Source organism: Staphylococcus coagulans, from assembly GCF_022557135.1.
Taxonomy (GTDB): Bacteria; Bacillota; Bacilli; order Staphylococcales; family Staphylococcaceae; genus Staphylococcus; species Staphylococcus coagulans.
The window spans coordinates 107,268-131,143 of the sequence record NZ_CP092966.1; the positions used below are offsets into that span (position 1 = coordinate 107,268).

The 23,876-nt window shown below is 36.2% G+C and carries 21 protein-coding genes; 17 read left to right on the plus strand and 4 right to left on the minus strand.

Annotated features, from left to right (window positions below):
• The first annotated feature begins 411 nt into the window (after nt 1–411).
• The 15 genes from KM149_RS00505 (at nt 412) to KM149_RS00575 (ending at nt 16,223) form a co-directional block, all read left to right on the plus strand.
• Entirely contained in the window at nt 412–1,524 is a 1,113-nt protein-coding gene (locus KM149_RS00505) for a glycerol dehydrogenase (RefSeq protein WP_182280830.1), read from the plus strand.
• Nucleotides 1,525–1,531: 7 nt separating this feature from the next.
• Nucleotides 1,532–2,494, plus strand: a complete 963-nt coding sequence (gene dhaK, locus KM149_RS00510) for a dihydroxyacetone kinase subunit DhaK (protein ID WP_214970646.1) — start codon at nt 1,532–1,534, stop codon at nt 2,492–2,494.
• 38 nt (nt 2,495–2,532) lie between these two features.
• A complete protein-coding gene (dhaL, locus tag KM149_RS00515; RefSeq protein WP_060829163.1) occupies nt 2,533–3,114 on the plus strand; it encodes a dihydroxyacetone kinase subunit DhaL in 582 nt (193 codons plus the stop codon).
• A complete protein-coding gene (dhaM, locus tag KM149_RS00520) occupies nt 3,111–3,479 on the plus strand; it encodes a dihydroxyacetone kinase phosphoryl donor subunit DhaM (RefSeq protein ID WP_016425786.1) in 369 nt (122 codons plus the stop codon). The genes dhaL and dhaM overlap by 4 nt, the downstream gene beginning before the upstream one ends.
• Nucleotides 3,480–3,762: 283 nt before the next feature.
• A complete protein-coding gene (locus KM149_RS00525) occupies nt 3,763–4,119 on the plus strand; it encodes a DUF1722 domain-containing protein (protein WP_207554623.1) in 357 nt (118 codons plus the stop codon).
• 412 nt (nt 4,120–4,531) lie between these two features.
• Nucleotides 4,532–5,647 carry an ABC transporter ATP-binding protein gene (locus KM149_RS00530; RefSeq protein WP_216342069.1) on the plus strand — a complete coding sequence of 372 codons (1,116 nt, stop codon included), beginning with the start codon at nt 4,532–4,534 and terminating at the stop codon, nt 5,645–5,647.
• Between the two features lie 27 nt (nt 5,648–5,674).
• Nucleotides 5,675–6,637 carry an ABC transporter permease gene (locus KM149_RS00535; protein WP_165545363.1) on the plus strand — a complete coding sequence of 321 codons (963 nt, stop codon included), beginning with the start codon at nt 5,675–5,677 and terminating at the stop codon, nt 6,635–6,637.
• A 10-nt stretch (nt 6,638–6,647) separates the two neighbouring features.
• The gene (locus tag KM149_RS00540; RefSeq protein WP_165545362.1) at nt 6,648–8,339 is read left to right on the plus strand and encodes an extracellular solute-binding protein; all 1,692 of its coding nucleotides are present in this window, start codon (nt 6,648–6,650) and stop codon (nt 8,337–8,339) included.
• A gap of 13 nt (nt 8,340–8,352) precedes the next feature.
• Nucleotides 8,353–9,249, plus strand: a complete 897-nt coding sequence (locus tag KM149_RS00545) for a carbohydrate ABC transporter permease (RefSeq protein WP_241415431.1) — start codon at nt 8,353–8,355, stop codon at nt 9,247–9,249.
• Between the two features lie 12 nt (nt 9,250–9,261).
• Entirely contained in the window at nt 9,262–10,122 is an 861-nt protein-coding gene (locus KM149_RS00550; protein ID WP_165545360.1) for a metallophosphoesterase family protein, read from the plus strand.
• Nucleotides 10,106–11,443, plus strand: coding sequence for an MATE family efflux transporter (locus tag KM149_RS00555; protein WP_214970643.1), 1,338 nt, complete (start codon nt 10,106–10,108; stop codon nt 11,441–11,443). The genes KM149_RS00550 and KM149_RS00555 overlap by 17 nt, the downstream gene beginning before the upstream one ends.
• Nucleotides 11,436–12,200, plus strand: coding sequence for a DeoR/GlpR family DNA-binding transcription regulator (locus KM149_RS00560; protein ID WP_214970640.1), 765 nt, complete (start codon nt 11,436–11,438; stop codon nt 12,198–12,200). The genes KM149_RS00555 and KM149_RS00560 overlap by 8 nt, the downstream gene beginning before the upstream one ends.
• Nucleotides 12,201–12,588: 388 nt before the next feature.
• Complete coding sequence (locus tag KM149_RS00565) at nt 12,589–13,533, plus strand: amidohydrolase family protein (protein WP_214970637.1); 945 nt, start codon at nt 12,589–12,591, stop codon at nt 13,531–13,533.
• 166 nt (nt 13,534–13,699) lie between these two features.
• Nucleotides 13,700–15,475: a purple acid phosphatase family protein gene (locus tag KM149_RS00570; RefSeq protein WP_214970635.1), complete on the plus strand. Its 1,776-nt coding sequence runs from the start codon at nt 13,700–13,702 to the stop codon at nt 15,473–15,475.
• An 82-nt stretch (nt 15,476–15,557) separates the two neighbouring features.
• Complete coding sequence (locus KM149_RS00575) at nt 15,558–16,223, plus strand: hypothetical protein (protein ID WP_241415432.1); 666 nt, start codon at nt 15,558–15,560, stop codon at nt 16,221–16,223.
• A 239-nt stretch (nt 16,224–16,462) separates the two neighbouring features.
• On the opposite strand, the gene KM149_RS00580 is transcribed toward KM149_RS00575, so the two are convergent.
• The 4 genes from KM149_RS00580 to KM149_RS00595 all read right to left on the minus strand — a co-directional run bounded on the left by KM149_RS00580 (nt 16,463) and on the right by KM149_RS00595 (nt 21,672).
• Entirely contained in the window at nt 16,463–18,454 is a 1,992-nt protein-coding gene (locus KM149_RS00580) for a catalase (RefSeq protein ID WP_182280826.1), read from the minus strand.
• A 222-nt stretch (nt 18,455–18,676) separates the two neighbouring features.
• Nucleotides 18,677–19,675 carry a FecCD family ABC transporter permease gene (locus KM149_RS00585; protein ID WP_241415433.1) on the minus strand — a complete coding sequence of 333 codons (999 nt, stop codon included), beginning with the start codon at nt 19,673–19,675 and terminating at the stop codon, nt 18,677–18,679.
• Nucleotides 19,672–20,667: a FecCD family ABC transporter permease gene (locus tag KM149_RS00590; protein ID WP_050344960.1), complete on the minus strand. Its 996-nt coding sequence runs from the start codon at nt 20,665–20,667 to the stop codon at nt 19,672–19,674. The genes KM149_RS00585 and KM149_RS00590 overlap by 4 nt, the downstream gene beginning before the upstream one ends.
• Before the next feature lie 24 nt (nt 20,668–20,691).
• On the minus strand, nt 20,692–21,672 hold the full coding sequence (locus tag KM149_RS00595; protein WP_241415434.1) for an ABC transporter substrate-binding protein: 981 nt from the start codon (nt 21,670–21,672) through the stop codon (nt 20,692–20,694).
• A gap of 207 nt (nt 21,673–21,879) precedes the next feature.
• Between KM149_RS00595 and sbnA the strand changes: the two genes are divergently transcribed.
• The gene (sbnA, locus tag KM149_RS00600; protein ID WP_037559398.1) at nt 21,880–22,869 is read left to right on the plus strand and encodes a 2,3-diaminopropionate biosynthesis protein SbnA; all 990 of its coding nucleotides are present in this window, start codon (nt 21,880–21,882) and stop codon (nt 22,867–22,869) included.
• Nucleotides 22,862–23,872 (plus strand): 2,3-diaminopropionate biosynthesis protein SbnB, encoded by a 1,011-nt coding sequence (gene sbnB, locus KM149_RS00605; protein ID WP_241415435.1) that lies wholly within the window; start codon nt 22,862–22,864, stop codon nt 23,870–23,872. The genes sbnA and sbnB overlap by 8 nt, the downstream gene beginning before the upstream one ends.
• Nucleotides 23,873–23,876 lie beyond the last annotated feature (4 nt).

Consider the following 23,876-nt stretch of genomic DNA (forward strand, 5'->3'; position numbering starts at 1 on the left):
AGTGAAATTTATTATTAAAGTGAGATAATATACTTGTTATTCGATTTAAAACGCTTTCATATAATAGATAATGTTATTTTGAAAGCAAATTAATGATGAGAATTATTTTTTCGTCTGTATTATTTGCCCTTGAAAGCTAAAGTTAGTGCGCGTTTATTCAAAAAAAGAAAATCTTTATTTTGAACTGTTTATGTAAAGTACATTTTAAATAATAAACACCAATATCTTGTGATTCGTTAACAAAATGTTAACAATTAAATTAAAAAATTAATGTATTCTTACGAAAAAACGGGTAAACATATTAGGGCGAAAAAAAGGGGTATGATTCCATTCACACTCATTCTATCTGTTGTTAGTGATAATTTGGTTTCAAATCAGATTATTAATTATAACTATTTTGGAGGGATTCGTATGTCAAAATTAATTTTTCAATCACCAGGAAGATATGTACAAGGGAAAGGCGTTATTAATTCAATTGCTGAAGAGACACAACGTTTAGGTACACACGCATTGATTATTTCAGATAGTCTTGTTTGGGATATTACGAAAAATCAAATTGAGCAAAGTTTTTCCAACAACAAAAATGTGAAATATGATTATGAAGTATTCAAAGGTGAATCTTCAGAAGATGAAATTAATCGTATTGTCGAATCTTATAAAAAATCAGGTGTTGACGTTGTCATCGGTTTAGGTGGCGGTAAAGCATTAGATACAGGTAAAGCTGTAGGTTACGCATTAAAAGCAAGTGTCATTGACTTCGCTTCAACAGCTTCAATGGATGCACCTACTGCTGCCGTTTCAGTTATCTACAGAGAAGACGGTGTGTTCAGCGGTTACCAATTTTATCCAAAAAACCCTGACACAGTTATGGTCGACTCTGAAATTGTTGCACAAGCCCCAGTAAGACTATTTGCTTCAGGGATGAGTGATGGTTTAGCGACATTGTTAGAAGTTGAATCTACATTACGTCGTCAAGGTAAGAATATGTTTCATGGTCGCCCTTCATTGGCAAGCTTAGCAATTGCTCAAAAATGTGAAGAAACTATTTTTGAATATGGCCTCAGTGCATATACAGCGGTTGAAAAACATGTTGTATCACCTCAAGTTGATGCAGTGATTGAAGCGAACACTTTACTTTCAGGTTTAGGTTTTGAAAATGGGGGTCTTGCTGCGGCACACGCGATCCATAACGGTTTTACGGCGCTTCAAGGTAACATCCATCACTTAACACATGGTGAAAAAGTCGCATATGGTATTTTAGTCCAATTAGTATTAGAAAATGCACCAACAGAAAAATTCTTAAAATATCAAAGATTCCTAAGTAGCATTAACATGCCAACAACTTTAGAAGGCCTTCACATCGACGATAAAAGCTATGAAGATTTAGTAAGTGTAGGTGAACGTGCATTGTCACCAGATGATACATTTGCTAACCTTAGCGATAAAATTACAGCAGATGAAATTGCAGATGCCATTTTAACAGTCGATGAACTGTCTAGAAGTCATTTCTATTCAAAGGAGTAATTTGAGTATGAAAAAATTAATCAAAGACAAAAACCAAATCTTAGCTGATATGCTAGATGGACTTATCACAACGAATCCGGAGGTGGAATTAATATCAGATACGGTTGTTGTGAGAAAAGATAAAAAGCAATCAGGTGTGGCCCTCGTATCTGGCGGTGGTAGTGGTCACGAACCTGCACATGCAGGCTTTGTTGCACGAGGAATGTTAGACGCTGCAGTTTGCGGTGAAATCTTTACTTCTCCAACACCAGATAAAATTCTTGATGCCATTAAAGCCGTAGACACAGGAGATGGTGTTTTACTCATCATCAAAAACTATGCTGGCGACGTAATGAACTTTGAAATGGCTCAAGAAATGGCACAAATGGAAGACATTCAAGTTGAAAGTGTCATTATTCGTGATGATGTTGCGGTCTCTGACACAGAAAAACGCCGTGGTGTCGCTGGTACAGTTTGGGTTCATAAATATGCAGGTTATTTAGCTGAAAATGGTTTTTCGTTAGCTGACATTAAAGCAAAAGTTGAAACAGTCATTCCGAAAATTAAAAGTATTGGTATGGCTTTAACTTCACCTATGGTACCAACAACTGGTAAATACAGCTTTGATATCGACGATCAAGAAATGGAAATCGGTATTGGTATTCATGGTGAAAAAGGATTACATCGAGAAGCAGTTCAACCGATAGATATTATTATTGAACGATTATTAGATACATTACTAAAAGAAGTCAAAGAGAAAGATATCATTGTAATGGTCAATGGTATGGGTGGTACACCGTTATCAGAATTGAATATTGTGGCTAAATATTTAGATGCACAATTGAAAGACCACAACTTTGACGTTAAACAATGGTTCGTAGGCGATTACATGACTTCTTTAGATATGCAAGGCTTCTCAATTACAATTGTTCCATATAGTGAAGATTTAGGTGAAGCTTTAGTTGCACCTACAGCAAGTCGATACTTTTAAGCGAATAATCATTGTTTTAAATTTTTGAGGTGACTTAAATGAATGTGCAAGAAATGAAAGTAAGATTACTGGATTTAGCAGATCAGTTTAAAGAAAAAGAAGAAGAATTAACTGATTTAGATAGAGCGATCGGTGATGGTGATCACGGCGTGAACATGCTAAGAGGTTTTGAACATTTAAAAGATAAAATCGATGATAAAGACATGAAATCATTATTTAAATCTACAGGAATGACATTAATGTCTAATATCGGTGGTGCGTCTGGACCTTTATACGGATTTGGTTTTATTAAAATGGCGAATGAAGTGCAAGATGAAATGGACAGTGAAAATTTAAAACAAGTCATTACTGCATTCGCTGAGGGCATCCAACAACGTGGTAAAGTTAAATTAAATGAAAAAACAATGTATGATGTCATTGAACGCACAAGACAAGCATTAGAAAATAACGAAAACGTTGATTTTGAAAAGTTACAATCTTATGCAAATGAAACAAAAGACATGATAGCAACCAAAGGACGCGCTTCTTATTTCAATGAAGCATCAAAAGGCTACATTGATCCTGGCGCTCAAAGTAGCGTTTATATCTTAAACGCAATTATAGGGGGCGAATCATTATGACATCTATCGTCATTGTCAGTCATAGTTACAAAATTGCAGAAGGTGTAAAAGAATTAAATGGCCAAATGACAGACAACAGCGTCAACATCGTCGCAGTAGGTGGCTTAGAAAATCAAGAAATAGGAACAGACTTTAATCGTATTTTTTCAGCAATTAACAATTTAAAAGATGATGCGTTATGTTTCTATGATATTGGTTCAGCAGGTATGAACCTTGATACAGTTTTAGAAATGTATGAAGGTCCACATCGAATTGAAAAAATTGAAGCACCTATTGTAGAAGGTAGTTTTATCGCAAGTGTCGCAATTAAATCAAACATGAGTATGGATGATGCGATTGCAGAAGTTAAGACACAGTATAAATAATGCGAATATTTAACGGTTTTATATAAAATATTAAGACATATTTACACACTATATACAGAGCAGTGAGGCGGAAATGAGAGAAATTGAATTTCTGCCTCACGCTTTTTTTATATAAAAATTGAGCCACAGAGGTCACCGTATCGATTGAAACAAGCGTGAAAGTGTATCAATCAGTACGAAATCGCTACAATAGGATAAACGAGATAAGAACAAATGAGGAGGGGTTGTCATTTCACGTCGACATGAAATTGAAGTGCTGTGGAAAACGTATAAGTATGAGGTCATGTGGCATCATCAAAATAGTTACAACCGTATTAGAACCACGTTAAAAGGCGACTGCAATTATGACGAAGTAAAAGCGTTGATTGATCAAGCCTTGGCGATTGAGCCGACGAAAGGGTCTGTTATCAATGCATTGAGCCATATGTGGGGCTATTTCAAAAAAGTGTGTAGACCTTCAGAAAAACATCTATACGAATCGTTAAAAACACATTATTTATCAGGTCAAGTTGACGAAAGAACGCTCATTCTTTTTCTTTATTGTATGGCAATGATTTATGACGTACAGTATATCAAAGAATCGAGTATCATTAAAAATTTCCCAAAGATTGATAGTGATGATTACAATTTAATCGACTAGAATCGCCTACTCACATTATTGGTTAAATGTGAGTAGTTTTTTTATGTGAGAAAGATTAAGGGGTTTGAGCTTTAAGGTAAACTAAATCAGTTTCTGTCGCACGCTTTTGATGCGTTTAAGTAAAACAATTGCTACGGATGTCAACTTGTTTTTTAGTTGATGCCATCATTTTTACTCACTTTTATTTTATGTTGCACATATGAATTTTATGATTTCAATGTAAAAGTTTTTGAAATATCTTTGCTTTGAACTTCAATGATATTGCTGTAGTTTTGATACGTTTAAAGAGAAAAACTTTTGAAAAATAATAAACAAAAATTTGGACTTTAATCTTTTTTTATTGAAACAATATATTAACTTAACATATCAGAACTAAAATTGAATTGTAAAACCTATTGAAGGGAGTGAAGGTATGATTACACTCAAAAATTTGAACAAAATTTATGATGACCATAATTATGCGGTTAAAGATTTTAACTTAGAAATTGAAGATCAAGAATTTGTTGTTCTTGTCGGACCTTCTGGTTGTGGGAAATCTACGACATTACGCATGATTGCAGGGTTGGAAGAGGTGAGCCAGGGTGAGATTTATGTGGATGGCGTACGTTTAAACCAAGTCCCGCCTAAAGACCGTGGTATCGCCATGGTGTTTCAAAACTATGCACTATATCCACATATGACGGTATATAATAATTTAGCTTTTGGTTTGAAAATGCGTGGTGTAAAGAAAAAACATTACGATCAACGTATTCGAGAGGCTGCAAATATTTTAGAAATCACCCACCTGTTAGATAGAAAACCGAAAGCACTTTCTGGTGGACAGAGACAACGTGTAGCCCTTGGACGAGCTATTGTACGCGATGCCAAAATTTTTCTGATGGATGAGCCGCTTTCTAATTTAGATGCTAAATTACGAACGCATATGCGCACGGAAATTGTCAAATTACATAAAGAAATGGGAGCAACTACCCTTTATGTCACTCATGATCAGATTGAAGCGATGACGATGGCAACTAAAATTGTTTTGCTAAAAGAAGGTGTGATTCAACAAGTGGGAACACCCGAAGCAATCTATCATTACCCTAAAAATCAATTTGTAGCCACTTTTATAGGTCATCCAGCTATGAATATCATACCGGTTGTTCAAAATGAACAGGGCTGGTATTTTCATCAGCACCTTATTGCGTCTGTACATATTTTCAATGGAATGACACAGCAACATTTCAATCTTGGGGTGCGTTCAGAGTATATTCATTTTGCTTCAGATATAAAAGACTTAAAGGAAAGTGAGATTCAAATGCCAGATTGGCGAGTAGTATTAGTAGAATTAATCGGTGCAACAAAACGTATCCACTGTAAGCAAGGAGAAACAGAAATTGTTATATCCGCAGATAACCAAACCGATGTAGAGATAGGACAATGCATTCACCTAGGGATGCAAAGAAAAGATTGTCACTGTTTTCATAGTGAAACGGGTGAAGTATTGTTACAGAAACAAAACACCGCTTCTGAAGAAATTGTTATTTAATAAGATCAATGGATTGGAGTAAGTACTATGAAAAAGATTTTACGCCCCGGAAAGAGAAAGGATGCTATTACACAAACGTCTTTATTACGTCGATTTTGGCAACATAAAGGGCTATATTTTATGTTATTACCATGTTTACTTTTTTTTATTATCTTCAACTATGTTCCGATGGCGGGTTTAATTTTAGCATTCAAATCATTTCGTTTTGATACGATAATTTTCGGTGGACAATGGGAAGGACTTAAATATTTCAATCGTTTCTTTTCTGATGGACAAAGTTATCAAATTATTATTAATACATTAGTGATTAGCGGAATGAAACTCGTATTAGCGCTACCGTTTCCGATCATTATGGCAATTATGTTTAATGAAATTGCGCAGACCCAATTAGGACGTTTTCGAGGGGTTTTTCAAGGAATCATGTACATTCCTCATTTCTTATCTTGGGTGGTTGTCGTTGGTATTTTTCAAAAAATACTAGCTCCAGATAGTGGTTTGATTAATCAATTAATGCAGCAATTTGGAGGAGACGGGTCAACTTATTTTATGATGAATCCTGAATATTTTCATACGATTATGTTTTCAAGTTACTTATGGAAAAATGTCGGTTGGGACTCCATTATTTACTTTGCTGCAATAATGGGGATTAATCCAGAAATATATGCAGCTGCCAAAATCGATGGTGCAAATCAATGGCAACAAATCATTCATATTACACTTCCAATGTTATCCCCTACAATTGTCATTTTGTTCATTTTATCTTTGGGAGATATTTTGAAAGCAGGGTTTGATCAAATTTACTTATTAAAAACACCCGGTAATGCAAAATACTCAGAGATCCTTGATACTTTCGTGATTCGTACAGGGATTCAACAAGGAGATTTCAGTTATTCGATTGCAATTGGTTTGTTACAAGGTTTGATAGGATTATTGCTCGTAGTAGTTGTAAATCGTTTTGCCAATAAGAAATTAAATACATCATTATATTAAGGAGAAAATGATGAAACATATTAAAAAAATAAGTATTGTATTGTTGACCTTTCTCATTGTATTTGTAACAGCTTGTGGCAAGGACCAAGATGAAGAAAAACGAAAAGCAGATGCAAAGGACAAACCTGATACTTGGATTGCAGATCGTAAACTTACAGGGCTTGTTTTTCAAAGCAAAAATGATGCATCTCCTGAAATGAATAAAGCCATTGCAAAAGAATTAAAAGAAAAGACAGGTATTACTTTAGAACTTCAAACGGCATCAGGTGACGATGCGACAGAAGCTTTAACTTCTGGACTGGCTTCTGGAGACTTACCAGATTTCATCGTTTACTATTTGGATAATAGTGGGCGTCCAGAGATGAAAGTGTTGAATAAAGCCGCGAAACAAGGTCAATTAACAGATCTAAAACCACTTTTAAAAGATACAAAAGTTTATAAAAAATATTTACAGAAAGATTACTTGCCTAAAGATACGCGTGAAAATATTATGTTTCCAAAAGATTTAAACGGGACTTATTTCGTTCACATGAATATTAATCGAAAACCAGGAGATCCGGGCAGAAAGCTGGTAGGAGGTCCTTACATACGTAAAGATATTGCAGAACAACTTCATATAGATCCAAGTTCAATTAAAACATCGGAAGAGATGAAAGCATTAGCAGAAAAAATCAAAGCACATCATTTTAAAGATGAGAACGGTAAAGCTATTACCCCTATTGGTCCAACGGCTTGGGGTGGTAGTGATCGAACAGCTTTTTATAGTGATTTGGTATGGACAGGGGGAGCGGATGAAAAGTTCCAACTTGATCATGGGCAGGTAAAACATGAAGCTGATACGCATTATGGTATGCAACGTGTCAAATATGTTAAATCGCTAATGCACCAAGGATTGATGACAAAAGAATTTTATACGATGCCTGAAAACAAAGCGAAAGAAGGGCTTGTTAACGGATCTTGGGGTATTGTCTCTGACTTACACAATTATGTCGCTGAAAATCAAAATATGAAATACGTGCCACTTGGGCCTTTGAATACAGTGAGAGGACCTTATCAAATGAATTTACCGTATAAGTCGGGTTACGGAGGGTGGTCCATTCCTAAAAGTACGCAACACCCAGAAGACGTCGTCAAATTAGCTGACTTTTTAGCCAGTCGTGAAGGGAAATTGTTAGGCCAATATGGAATTGAAGGGCGCGATTACACTTTGGATAAAAAAGGTAATCCACTTGTAAAAAAAGAAGTATTAAAAGAAATCGAAACTCATCCTGATAAAGCTAAAAAAAGAGGTTTTCGCGGGGCAGGTGCATATTGGGCAGACCATCTTGGACTTACAGATATAGATAACGAGGCAGATTTTGGTGAAAGAGAGTACGGGGACCATGTTCGTAAAGCACAAGGTAAAACAAATCCGGAAAAGATGGCAGATGCATGGCATTATGATGAACATTTAAAACATGCCAAAGTGATTGATGGCTTAACAGTGAAATCATTCTTACCTAAATTTGATAAAGGTGAGGAGTTAGAGATTGCATTGGATGAATATGATGAATCTATAAAACGTGCATATTATGCAGCAACAGATAAAGAATCTGAACGTATTTTGAAAGATGCTAAAAATAAACTCGACCAAGCGGGCTTACCAGAGTTTGAAAAAATGATTGAAAAGAAAATGAAAGATGGGGAACAAATAAGATTCTAAAGGATGAGTATCAATGAAAATCAACCATGATTGGAGTAGTATCATCATTCGCAGTATTTCCTGGGTAATCATTATCATTATGGCATTATCAATTGTGTTACCCATGCTTCATATTGTTGCACTTGCTTTTAACAGTGGGACGGACGCGCAAAGAGGAGGCATCACGTTTTGGCCACGAACGTTTTCATTAGATAATTTTAAAGAAATTTTTAAACAAGGAACAATTTTGAATGCGTTGTTGATTAGTTTGGCTAAAACATTAATTGGAACGGTCCTCAGTGTCATACTCACAGCAATGGCAGCTTATGTATTAACAATCAAAACTTTACCCTTTCGACGGATGATAACATTTTTCTTAGTTTTTACAATGTTATTCAATGCAGGTGTTGTTCCTTTGTATATTTTGCTGAACCAGTTAAGTTTAACTGATACATTTTGGGTCTATATTATTCCTTCATTGTATAGTGTTTATAATATTTTGATTATGCGTACGTTTTTTTCTCAAATACCGAATAGTGTTATCGAAGCAGCGCGTATAGATGGCTGTAATCACTGGCAAATATTTTGGAAAATCATTTTACCAATGAGTAAACCTGTGATTGCAACAGTGACGCTCTTTAACGCTGTAAGTCAGTGGAATGACTGGTTTACAGGTGCATTCTTTGTCAGAAATCCCAAATTAAAGCCTTTAGCTACAGTTTTACAAGATATGTTGACAAGTCAAGAATCTATTGCCAATGCGCTTAAACAAAAATCAGGGGCATATCAGATGATAGAGCGTATCACGATTACAGGAGATTCACTGCAAATGGCAATGATTGTTTTGCTTATTATCCCTATCCTTTTGTTATTTCCATTCGTACAAAAACATTTTGTTAAGGGAGTCAATATCGGTTCTACTAAAGAATAAAGGAGTGTAAAAATGTCGTTCTTCAGAATATTGCAGTTCACAGATTTGCATTTAAGTTCAAATCATGATGAGAAAGATCAAAAGACTTTTAAATTGTTAGAACAAATGATTTCGACGTATCACCCTGATTTGTGTGTGTTTACAGGTGATCAAATATGGACGCAAGGTGTGATGGATGCTGCTAACACATACAAATCTTTGTTAATATTCTTAAATCAATTTGATACCCAAATAGCGACCACATTTGGCAATCACGATATTGAAAATCAATTGCGCCGAAGTGATTTGAGGAATATGGAAGCGGCAATCTCTAAGCGTTATGTTGATAAACACCACTCAAAATTGATTGATGATAAAGAAGCGTATGTGGTAGAAATATTTCATGAAAACGAACTGTCACATCTTTTATATATCATTGATGGTGGGGATTACAGTGAGTCTGCTGTTGGTGAATATGCCTATATTCATCCAGGGCATATTGCTTGGATGAGTGAGGTTGAAAAGTACTATCAAGATAAAAGTAAGTTGATGTTGCATCATAATTTGGTATTTACACATATTCCTATACCAGAATATCAAGCGATTGCATCAACCCAAAATTATAGGGGGATATTTAATGAAGAGATTGGTTGTCCGACAGTGAATTCAGGCTTGTTTGCACAAATGTTAAGTTTAGGTCATATTGAGGGGATGTTTTGTGGACATGACCATGACAATGATTTTAGTTTCAATCATTATGGTATTGGTTTGAACTATGGTCGTATCAGTGGATTCAACTGCTATGGAGATGTAAATAGAGGTGCAAGACTCATTGATTTATCACCATATCAACCTTATCGAACGAAGATAGTAGAATATGATCAACGTTTCTAAGTTACGGTTTAGACAACTCTATGTCCCTATTCTTATTGAACAGCTGTTTATGATGCTTATGACCCAAATCGATGTGTTAATGTTAAGTGCTTATGATACGAAAGCCATTGCAGTTTCTGGTATTAATACACAACTTATGATGTTATTAACATTTATAATTACGGTGATACATGTAGGTGTTTCGATTCGATTAGTTCATCAAAAAGCGTATGAAGTGAGTGAACTTAAATCAGAAATCTATCACAGTTTAACGCTGAATTTCGTATTTTCCATATTGATCAGCCTCATCGCGCACTTCACTTATCATAAAATGCTCATTTTTATGCATGTGCCACAGGAGATCTTTGAGATAACTTATCAATTTGGCGTTGTATTCTTATGGGGATTTGGGATAACAACAACACAAATGTTAGTGAGTAGTTTATTAAGAATTTTAAATTTAGCACATATTGCTGCACAAACAACAATTGGAATGAATATCATCAATATTGTATTGAATTATCTCGTTTTATTCGTTTTTGTAGATTACTTTGGACAGCCTATATTAGCTGTGGCCATTGCAACGTTGATTACTCGGATGCTAGGGATGTTTTATGCAGGTTATCATTTAATCAAAATGTATAGACCTCAATTAAAAAATTTTAAGCTGAATCGTTTCAAGAGTAAAAAAGTGCTCTCATTAGGACTTCCTGGGGCAGGTGAACAAATTTCATATCACTTTGCCCAAACGATAATGGTCGCTTTTTTAGCTATTATAGGGACAGAAGTTGTTGCATCTAAAACGTTAGCAGTGGCGATGAGCAATGTTTCATTTTGTGTGGCGATGGCATACAGTATGGCAAGCCAAATCTATTTGGGTAAATTAATGGCACGTAAAAAGTTTACTGTGTTGACTAAAAGCGTACATCGGGGATTAGTCATTAATGCCACACGTTCTGTAGTGATTATGACGACTTTAGTTGGAGTATTCTATATGTTAGGGCGGTATTTCATTGATGAAACGGTTTTTCATTTTACTGTATTGTACTTATGTTGTTTTATTTTATTAGAGCCTATAAGAGCAGTGAATAATTATATTGTAGATTTGCTCAATATAACGGGAGATGTGCGTTATCCAGTTTGCATCAATATCATAACGACGTGGTGTCTATTAATCCCTATTTCATACTTTGTCTCTATGAGATTGGGTTGGGGTTATACTGGAATGATTTTTACTAATATTTTTGAAGAAAGTATACGCTTCTTTCTCATGTTGAGAAGATGGCACAAAGGGCGATGGAAATTGAAGTTATCAAAGATAGGAGTCGGCGCACATGTATAAAAAGAAATCTAGGCTAGAGATGATTTGTAATCGTATTGCCACTAATGGGAAAGTATTTGTGAGTGATCTGGCTTTATATTTTGAAGTCACACCGGAAACGATTCGAAAAGACTTAGAGCAACTTGAAGAAGATAAAAAAGTAACTCGAATTCATGGTGGTGCAGTAAAATATAATTATTTGAATAAAGAACAGTCTTTTGTTAATAAATGGCAAAAGCAAGCAGCCGTGAAAGAACGCTTAGCCATGCAGGCTGCCCAGTTCATTCGAAATGGTGAAATAATTGTCTTAGATGGTGGCACAACCACAGGACGTATCCCAAAATATTTAAATCATCTTTCTAATTGTACATTTGTCACGCCATCGTTGATTACTGTGACGGAGTTGAACAAAGCGGTTGAGGAACAGCGGATAGATGCGGAGATTATAATGTTGCCAGGAAAAACCAATACAGCACAGGATGTCGTACGCGGCTCATTAACCAATCAGTTATTACAACAATTTAAATTCGATAAAGCTTTCTTATCGTGTGGTGCCTTTGATACAACAAGTATCTATGAATATGATTTAGAAGAGGCATTGGTGAGCAATACTATGATTCAACAAAGTGTAGAAACGTTTTTAGTCACAGATAGTACAAAAAGAGATAATCAAGCAGCATTTGTAATCAATGCATTTAAGGCTATTGATTATATGATTACAGATTATGCAAAGCCAGATAAAATTGTGTTTGATGAACATCATTGGTTACAAGTTTAAAAGGCGTATATTTGAGTATGAGAGAAATAAAAAATACTGTTAGACTGAAAATGTTCAAATTAAATATACGATGATTCCAATTAGAACGAAATACGCTATTGAAAATGATAATGCACCTATCATTACAAGGGCATGTGACATCACCAAAAAGCTATGAACAACACATAGAGACGATAAAGAATGCATGTAAATATACAGGGGTGTAATTTTATCAGTAATATGTTAAAGGTGAACATTTGTGACGGAGATGTTTTAATCATATAATATAAAGTATAAATAATGTTATTATTTAAAATTGTAAACATACTTAGTTGCAATTGTTATGCTAAAGTTGAGCTATTCTCCATAAGCCAATCGAGCACATCATAAAAAGAGAGAAGTGTGTATAATGAAAAAGATTGATTTACATGCGCATTATTTTTCACCGGGTTTTATAAAGTTTTTAGATGATTATTTTGATGGCAAAGGTGCCGGTGTTGCGACACCTTACTTTTCTATTGAAAACTATTTGGCATTGATGAAGAAGATGACTATCGATTATGGCATTTTATCTATTGCAGGGCCGCATCAAAGTGTGGCGCCAGATTATGAAATGTTGGATTTAACAGAAGAAATGAATGCATACGGGGCGCAACTCGCGTCTCAATATCCTGACAAGATAGGCTTTTTTGCTTCGCTCCCTTTACCTTTAGAAGAAAGTATTCAAATGATTGATCGTGCGTTAGATGCGCAACATGCGAAAGGCTTCCTCTTACCGACAAATGCACGTGGCATTTATCTTGGTGACCAACGTTTAGATCGGATATTTGAAAAGTTAAATGAACGTCATGCGATCGTCGCCATTCATCCGAATGAACCTCAGCCGATGAATGATGCCATTAAAGCGAAAGTGCTCACACCTTTAATGGAGTTTTTCTTTGATACGACGAGAGCGATTGTATTTATGAATCAAAATCGGACATTTAGTCGTTATCCGAATATTAAATGGATTGTGCCTCACAGTGGTGCATTATTGCCTGTCATCGTACAACGCATTAAAATGGCCAATGCAATATTTCACTATGATGAACAGCCTGATGATTTTGCACAAGTCATGCAACATTTATACTTTGATTTAGCTGGGAAAGTATTACCTTATCAATTAAAACCATTACTTGAAATGGCGGATGAAAATAAAATTGTCTATGGTTCAGATACACCGTATACCATAGAAAAAGTAGTGACGTCGCTTGCAGATGAAATAACGACAACCTCACTGTTATCTGATGAACAGAAAGAAAAAATGATGTATCAAAACGCAGCAACATTGTTGAATATGTCAGATCATCTTTGAAATTATAAAAATGCAAATAACTAAGCAATGTGTTTAAGCCATCCCACATGGACTCAATACAAACAGTAACGCAATTCTTATATTGTCTTAATAAAATTTACTTTAAATTAAAATGTGATTGCTAAGATGATATTGTACATAATAAAAAGACTGTGGGAGGTTCTTTATGAAAGGGTTTAAAAGAAAGTCATTCGTATTGAGTGCTGTGATGAGTGCAAGTATTATTGTAACGACGGTCGCACCAAGTCATGTAGATGCGAGCGCGAATAGCGGGGAAGGACAGTCACAAGAGAAGAAAATACAGTTACAACATCAGAAACCTAAAGTCGCTGATGTCCCGACGAATAATCACCCGAATCGTATCATTACGAACATCAATGGGAAAACAAAATCTGAAATGGGATTTAGTTGGTATACGACGGATGAATTTAAAGATGCCAAAGTTTGGGTTTCTCAATCGAAAGATTTTAAACATGCCAAAACTTTCAAAGCAAAATCTAAAAAGGTAAACTCTAAATATCTTGAAAGAGATAAAGCAGGTAACATTATTTTCAAGGATATTGAAAAGGATGATGAAGGTAAGCCCGTTAAGAAAAATGGGAAACCTAAAGTGAACGGTTATTATACAGACAAAAATGTAGGGGGTCCAGCGTGGACGAGTGGGGATCAACATGGGGAAACCGATTTAATCAGTGAACCAGAATATACGTATAAAGCAAAGGCGAAAAATTTAAAACCGAATACACAATATTATTATAAAGTGGGTAGCGAAAAAGGAAAGAAGAGTCAAGTCGGTACATTTAAAACGGGTGGAGACAAAGGCGATGCATTCAGCTTCATTCAATATACGGATACCCAAAACGCATTTTGGAATGAACACGTTAGAAATGAAGCGGCATTTGGTGCAGATACACTGAAAAATGCGATAAAAACAGCTGGAAATCCTAATTTTGCGTTACATACAGGTGATTTTGTTGAAACAGCGCAAGTAGAAGATGAATGGAAAGATTTATATGAAAAGTCACGTCCTTCATTTATGTCATTACCTGTCGTTGCGGCAGCGGGTAACCATGACGAATATGCATTGAATGAAGATGACGATAAATTGTTAGGTGCTTTTAATGAGCATGTGAATGTGCCTGAAGCAAACCATGCTGTAAATGGTGGTTCATACTATTCATTTGATTATAATGGCGCGCATATGGTCGTTGCGAATACAAATGATAATAAAAAATCTAAAGATAATCCAGATGAAAAAGCCATCGGTAAAACACAGATGAAATGGATTAAAAAAGATATTAAAAAAGCCCGACAAAATGGCGCGAAATGGATTATTTTGAATTTACACAAGCCAATGTACTCTAAATCTTACCATGCCCTTTCGGATAAAGATGTGAAAAAAATTAGAGATGAATTGACAAAGACGATAGATGATTTAGATGTGGATCTTGTGTTGCAAGGTCACGATCATGTATTGTCACGTACGTATCCTTTGGAACACACGTCGACTAAAAATAGTTTTGTGAATGCGAAAAAAGAGGATGCAAAACAATTTGTAGGTCAAGATCAAGTGACGTATTATGACCATCCTAAAGGTGCAGTCTATGTACTACCGAATACAGGTGGAACAAAAGAATATGATAGTATTTATGATCGTTCATTGGCACATATTAAAAAAGTAAGACCTGAGCTGTCATGGTTAGATCAAAAGAAATTAGCTCATTACAATAGTTTATTTAAAATAGGAAAACAACCACAAAAAACAGATGCTTTTAATGATAAGCATGAAAATAATAGAGATTCTTCTAATCAAAACTTCTCCGTTTATGAAGTGAAAGGAAATCAACTCAAAGTGAAAATTTATCAATTAAGCGGTGACATTAGCAAAGGCGAACAACGTCATATTCAATTGGTAGATGAATTTGGAATTAGTAAAGACTAAGTAGAAATCTATCTGTATTTAAATGTCGCTTGTTGATGCGATGAGGCACAATGATTGCCTTGGAAAAGGAGCCGAAGTCTGTATGAGAGTACGTATGAAAGTGTTGTGGATGCCGTTGTGTTGTATGGTCTTGCTCATGGGTTGTAGTCATAGCCAAGTAGACTCAAAAAGTGGCGCAAAGGATAAAGCTACAACAGCGGTTCAACAAAATCAACCGCAAGCGTCCAAATTTTCAGATGAAAAGAAAAAGAAAAGCAAAGCGGAAGTCATTCAAAAGCTGTCCAAAATGGCAAAAGAAGACGGAAGGGCAGTCTCAAATCGTTATTTCAGTACAAGTAGTATTTCAACTGGTGACTGGTATGCGATGACAGATCAAGGTGCAATTCAAATTAATGATAATGGGAAGCCGGGACGTCAGCATTTTGATTTTCATGCGGTAACCGGTGCGGTGGTTTATACTTCTAAAGATAAAAAGACTGGATTTGATTCATCCGCTTCTGACTTATCGAATATTGAAGGTTATGGCAAGGTGGCAGATTTAAATCAACCCATCACTAAATATATTTTCACTGAAGAAGGTCAAGTTTATGAATATACCTTTAAAAATGGGAAGGACGTGACGCTTTCTTCAGGTTTTGCCCCAAAAGATCATAATGATAAAGATCCAAACTTGGCACCGAATGAACAGTTTAAGCGCACGCAAAATAAAGCATTAAGTTCGTTTTATCAACGCTGTCTTCAGAAATAATTCAATATGTTCGATTGATGAAACGGTTGGGACATCAATTCCGAAATGAATAGCGCTCAGATGATTTTTAATAGAAAATCATCTGAGTGTTATTTTGTTTATGATTAAACTTCGTATTGTATGACTTTGCTTTCCGAGAGGGCCTCCTCAGCCTTCTTTATTGTTAAAAAACAACAAAAAACTGTGCAGTCGGTGCGTGATGCACCGATATACACAGTTTAAAAGTACTTTATTTTAGTTTATCTGTCCCAGTATCTTGCTCTAGCGAAAGCTTCAACAATAACTTCAGGCTCATTAGAGATAAAGACACCTGACGCATGAATATTTATCTTTGAATGACCTAGTTTTTCTGATGCTGAGCGGTCGACAATGACAGGTTTATGATGTTTGTATGTGAGTTCAACAAATTCTTCAACTTCAGGTAATAAATCTGAGTCATCTGACAACACAAAGACACTATCAAAAAGTGTTGGGTGAGCGGTATCAAAGGTTTCAGTGATACCGAACTCTTCGCTAATGTTTTTAGGCTGTTTTCCTACAAAAGCATAATTGAGTTTGTTTTCAGTGAATGTTTTCGCAAAAGCTTTCAACGTTTCTTCACTGATATTGCCATTAATCAGAACAGCAACAGAATGACCAGGCAATGGAATATCGAATTTTTCCATTGTGAGTTTACTATCTTTCGCGTCTGATTGTACTTCTTCATTTTCTTCAGGGACTTCGACACCTACATTCGCAGCGACACGTTCTGCTAATGTACGGTCAACTTTATTCAATTGATTAACCGCATTTTGTTTTACCATCACTGATTTACATTTACCTATTTCAAATGAAAAACCATCTACCGTATGGTCATATTCAGGCTGCGTCAAACTATTTAAGTAAAGTTTAGCTTGGCTGTAGTAGTCTTTGAAACTTTCACTACGTTTTTGAATTTTACGACCTTCAACTTTTTCTTGATAATGTTCATAGCCACCTTCTTCTCTAGGTGTCGTATGGGGATCGTTATTGTTCAAAGCATTTTTGTGATAAGCCGTTTGACCAACATGAACATTCATTTGATGCATTGCATCTCTTTGATTGTTCGTCACTTCATTGACAGGGCGGTTGATTGGAATTTGGTTGAAGTTAGGACCCCCTAGTCTTGAAATTTGTGTATCGGTATATGAGAATAAACGGCCTTGTAAAAGAGGGTCGTTTGAAAAATCTATACCCGGTACAATGTGTCCAGGATGGAAGGCAGCTTGTTCCGTCTCATCAAATACATTCGATACATTTCGATTGAGAGTCATTTTTCCGACGATTTCGACAGGAACTTGATCTTCTGGCCATATTTTAGTTGGGTCAAGAATATCAAAATCAAAGTCAAATTCTTGCTCTGGTTTAATAATCTGAAGACCTAATTCCCATTCAGGGTAGTCGCCTTTTTCGATTGATTCATATAAATCTTTACGATGAAAGTCGATATCTTTACCTGATAAAATTTGGGCTTCGTCCCATACTAATGACTCTAAACCATGTGTAGGTTTCCAGTGGAATTTAACAAAGTAGGATTGGCCTTCACGATTGACTAAACGGAAAGTGTGTACGCCGAATCCTTCAATTTGTCTAAAGTTTTTAGGTATACCACGGTCACTCATTGCCCAAACTGCTGTATGTGTGGATTCGGGATTTTGAGCGAAGAAGTCCCAAAATGTATCATGTGCTGAGCCCCCTTGAGGGACTTCGTTGTGGGGTTCAGGTTTTACCGCATGGATTAAGTCTGGGAATTTAATTGCGTCTTGAATGAAGAAGACAGGGATGTCGTTTCCAACGAGATCGAAAATGCCTTCATCAGTGTAAAATTTCGTCGCAAAACCACGAACATCTCTGACAGTGTCAGGGGAACCTTTCGAACCTTGAACAGTTGAAAATCTTACAAACACGGGTGTTGTTTTTTCAGGATGAGTTAAAAAGTCTGCAGAAGTGTATTCAGATAAGTCTTTATAAACTTTGAATTCACCGTGAGCACCGAAACCACGGGCGTGGACAATTCTTTCTGGAATACGCTCATGATCAAAATGCATTATTTTTTCTCTAAAATGGAAGTCTTCGAGTAAGCTTGGACCACGTTCCCCCACGGTTAACGTATTTTCATCCTCACTTATTTTAACCCCATTATTCGTCGTCATGGCTTTTCCTTCATTGTGCTTTTCTACATGTTTTAGTTGATCTGTCTTTTTGTTTTCCATTTCAACTCTCCTCACATATTAAAATTAACTTACACTTACTCTCTTTTCCATTTTTAGTGAAATATGAAACATTTTGTTTGAATAAAAACGGATAACATAAAAGATTGTATACGAATAATTTTAAGCGAGTAGAGAAGATTGAAAATAAAAAGGGAATGAAATGAAGAAATCAATTCGATTTCATGTTCCACTCCCATCGGATGAAGCAATGAATTAGGTCAATTAAAATTTTTTTACGGTTAGTAATAGGTAAATGAAAAACGGTGCACCGAAGCTGGCGATGAAGACACCTGCCGGTATTTCTTTCGGTAAAAAGAGTGTCCGTCCGACGAAATCTGCGACCAATATTGAAATAGCACCTATCAGTGCAGACATCAGTATTTGTTTAAACGCGCTTTGTTTAATCAGTGTTTTAGCAATGTGAGGGGCAATCAAACCAACAAAACCAATGTTACCGACAAAACTGATCGCAACAGAAACAAGCACGGTAGAGATGATGATTTGGATAAGACGTGTTTGGGTTAAGTTAAGTCCTAAGCCAATGCTAATAGCATCGTCTAATGCGGCCACTTTCATTCTTGGAATAACGAGAGCCAACAATGGCACCATACATAATAGAACGATGAATAAAACGGCAGCATCTTGGAAAGTTCCCCCGTAAAGACTCCCTACGAGCCATGTATAGGCTTTAGATGCTGACAATTGCTTGGCTGTCAGCATTAAGCCTTGTACGAGCGCAATAAAGAGTGTTTGAAGCGCAATCCCAATAATAATCAATGTAGAAGGACGAATCGTACGCTTAACCTGAAAGGACAACAATATTAACATACCAATGGCACCACCACTGACAGCAAATACGGGTAACCAGTGAATACTCAAGCTACTGAAAAATGTAATAAAAAAGACAGCACTTAAACTTGCACCCCCTGTGACACCGATAATGTCAGGAGAGGCGATTGGGTTTTTTAAGACATTTTGTAGTAATAAACCACTGATACCAAATGCAGTTCCGGCTAAAATCGCTAATGTAATACGAGGTAACCGAAGCACTTCTAGCGTAAATTGGTTAGCACTTTCTGATGGATGAATCAAATATGCGATGACCTCTGATAACGGAATATATGTCGGCCCAACCATCATACTTAAAAGTACAAGAACGATTAGCGCAACGGTAATGCCAATCAGAAGAAAGGTTTCTTTCAGTTTTAATGTTGGATTCATAGGCGATAGATTCCTTTCCGCATAAGATAAATCAATACACTTGCGCCAATGACAGCTGTGACAACACCGACCGGCAGTTCTAACGGGCGAATAATCATTCTCGCAACAATATCAGAAATCATCATTAAACAAGCACCGACGATAGCCGAGTGAGGTATTAAATATTTATAGTTTGGTGGTAATAGCGCTTTACTAATATTTGGGACAATCAATCCAATAAATGCGATAGAACCCGCTAAGGCTACAGATAGGCCAGCAAGGGAACTGATTAAAAGTATCAATAACCACTTTGTCGCTTTTATGTTTTGACCTAATCCAGTCGCAATCTCATCACTTGTCATCAAGATATTAATGCGTGAAGACATACAATAAGCAATACATATGAGAACGATAAGGAAGGGTATAATCCATTTAATCTCCCAAATATTACGCAGTGAAACGGAACCTGCAAGCCAAAATAGAAAGCCTTGTAAATGGGTTTCACTCATGATTAATATGCCTTGTGTAAAGGCGGTAAAAAGCATTGCGATAGAGGCACCTGCTAAAATCACACGTTGTGGTGAAAATTGCGTTTGTCGAAACATTCCTAGAGCAACGACTAAAAACGTGACAAGCATTGCGCCAATAAATGCAATCACAATTAATGCTTCAAATGAACTTACTTGAATAAACGTAATGCTAAATACGATAAAAAAAACAGCACCTGCATTAACACCAAAAAGTCCTGGAGATGCAACTGGATTTCGTGTGAGGACTTGCATTAAAAGTCCTGAGACGGATAAAGCTGCGCCTGTCAGTAGTGCAATGAGTGTGCGAGAGGCACGAGCGCCTGTAATCAGTGTATGTATATCGTTGTTTCTATCAAAGTGGAAGAACGCCTGTATCAACTGTGGTAGTGATACAAGCGTATTCCCAAGCATTAAACTCAGCACGGTTACAACGATAAGACATAAACCTGCAATCAAAAGATGTTGCGGAGGTTTAAGTGACATAGTGTAACTCCTTATTTCATGACATTATTTTTTAATGTCTAATTTTTCGTATAAGTCATCGATTAATTTTAATGATGATTGATAACCACCTGCTAAATTCCAAGTGATTTCGTCGACGTTTTTAGCAACGTGTCCTTTTTTAACAGCGTCTAGGTTTTTCCATTCATTGCTTGAAGTCCACTCGTCTTCTGTTTGTTTAACGAGTTTAGCATCTTTTGCAGTAGGATCAGATTTGAAAACGAAAATTTGATCTGCATCCATTAAAGGAATACTCTCTTTAGATGTTAATTGAATAATGTCTTTTCCTTTATCAACTTCTTTTTGTTGCGCTTCTGGGCGTTTGAAACCTAAGTCGTGTAAAATATCGCCTGCATAACCACTTGCATAAATACGAGTATGGTCAGCACGGAAGTTCACAACTGAAGCAGAAAGTGGCCATTTGTCACCATATTTCGCTTCTGCATCTTTCTTAAACTTCGCTACTTTATCATCATATTTTTTCAGTAATGCATCTGCTTCTTTTTCTTTACCTAAAGCTTTACCCATCATTTCTGTCGTGTCTTTAAATTTATAAACAGTGTCTTGAGAAATTGTAGGGGCGATTTTTGAAAGTTGGTCGTAAACTTTTTCATTACGCACTTTTGAAGCAACAATCAAATCAGGTTTTAACTTCGCAATTTCTTCTAAATTCGGTGCAGGTTCTTGACCTACAATCTTTGTATCTTTTAAATCATCTTTCAAATAATCATATTTAGGTTGTTGTGCCCATGATTCTACAGCACCAACGGGTTTAACACCTAAAGCAACGGCAACATCAGTTGCACCTTGGTATAACGTAACGACTCTTTTAGGTTCACCTTTAATTTCAGTCGTACCTAAAGCATGTTTAATTGTCACCGCATCGTTCTCTTTTTTCTCTGTCTCTTTTTGAGAATTATTGCCACATGCGGCTAATACAAGAATGAAAGCAAGCGCCATCATAAAGACCTTAAATGTATTCTTCATAAGTTGTCGGAATCCTCCTCCTATATTATGACAATGAGAATCATTATCAATTGTAGTATGTATGAAAGTTATCTTCAAGTCAATACAATTTTTTAAAAAAAAGAAAATATATAAATGTTTGACATGAATATTTTGAGAAAATATAATACAGCCTATCGATAATGATAATCATTATCAATTGAATCACACAATATAATTTTAGGAGGAATGTTTTTGTTTAATAAAGCTGAACCGCACCAAGATACATTACTGTCTTGTATTGGCAATACACCGATGGTACAACTTCAAAAAATGTTTCCAGAACATGATGTGTTTGCCAAATTGGAGTATATGAATCCTGGTGGAAGTATGAAAGATAGACCGGCCAAATACATTATTGAACATGGATTAGAAACAGGACGCATTGATTCGTCCACACACTTAATCGAAAGCACTTCTGGAAATCTCGGCATTGCTTTAGCCATGATTGCCAAGATTAAAGGCTTAAAGTTAACGTGTGTCGTTGATCCTAAAATTTCACCCATTAATTTAAAAATTATCCAAAGTTATGGTGCAAATATAGATATGGTTGATGAACCAGATGAACACGGCGGTTATTTAATCACGCGTATTAAGAGAGTAAAGGCGCTGTTGCAACAAGATGACAATGCCTACTGGATCAATCAATATGCGAATGAGTTGAATTGGAAAGCACACTATCATGGGGCAGGCAGTGAAATAGTTGCGGCTATGGATAGACCTATTGATTACTTTGTGGCGCCTGTCAGTACGACGGGAAGCATTATGGGGATGAGTCGAAAAATTAAAGCCCATCATCCGAATGCGCAAATTATCGCAGTCGATGCGAAAGGCTCTGTTATTTTTGGGGACACCCCATGTCATCGAGAGCTACCGGGTATCGGTGCCAGTCGCGTGCCTGAAATTCTTAATCACGCAGAGATTGATGATGTCATTCATGTCGATGATTATGATTCAGCGCTCGGATGCCAGCAGTTAGTCAATGAAGAAGGCATTTTTGCAGGAGGCTCGACAGGTTCAGTCGTTTCTGCGATTGCACAGTTGACGCAACGCATAGAACCGCGCAAAACAATTGTGACGATTTTTCCAGATAGAGGCGATCGTTATTTAGATTTAGTTTATTCAGAACAATGGTTAGAACAATTAAAACATAAGAAGGAGCACATCACACATGAATAACGAATTATTATATTTAAATCGTACAGATATCCAAAACTTAGGAGGTGACCACTCACAAATCTATGTTGATGCATTGACAGAAGCACTCACTGCGCATGCCCATGAAGATTTTGTCCAGCCTTTAAAGCCTTACTTAAGACAAAATTCAGAGAATGGCCATATTGCTGACCGTATTATCGCGATGCCAAGTCATATTGGCGGCGACCTTTCAATTTCTGGGATTAAATGGATTGGTAGTAAGCATGACAATCCGTCAAAACGTCAAAAAGAACGTGCAAGTGCGGTTATTATTCTTAATGACCCTGAAACGAACTATCCTATCGCAGTGATGGAAGCAAGTTTGATTAGTAGTATGCGTACGGCTGCCGTTTCCGCTATTGCCGCAAAATATTTAGCTAAGCCTGGTTTTAAAGATTTAACAATCATTGGATGTGGCTTAATTGGAGATAAGCAGCTTCAAACGATGCTTGAACAATTTGAAAGTATTCGCAATGTATACATATATGATCATTTTGACAAAGCAGCGATTCAATTTATCGAGAAATGGGAAGCATTGCGTCCGGATATTACATTTATTAAAGCTGAAACAGCTAAAGAAGCGGTCATGCAAGGTGAAGTGATTATTCCATGTACAGTGACGGATCAACCTTACATTGAATATGAATGGCTTCAAAAAGGTGCATTTATTAGTAATATTTCGATTATGGATGTACAAAAAGACGTATTTGTTAAAGCAGATAAAGTCGTTGTCGATGACTGGTCGCAATGTAATCGCGAGAAGAAAACAATCAATCAACTTGTTTTAGAAGGTCAATTTAGTAAAGATAAACTTCATGCTGAATTAGGACAGCTTGTGACAGGTGAAGTTGTAGGAAGAGAAAATGATGAAGAAATCATTTTATTAAATCCAATGGGTATGGCGATTGAAGATATTGCAAGTGCGTATTTCATTTATCGAGAAGCAAAAGCACAAAATGTTGGAACATCATTGAGTTTATATTAAGGGG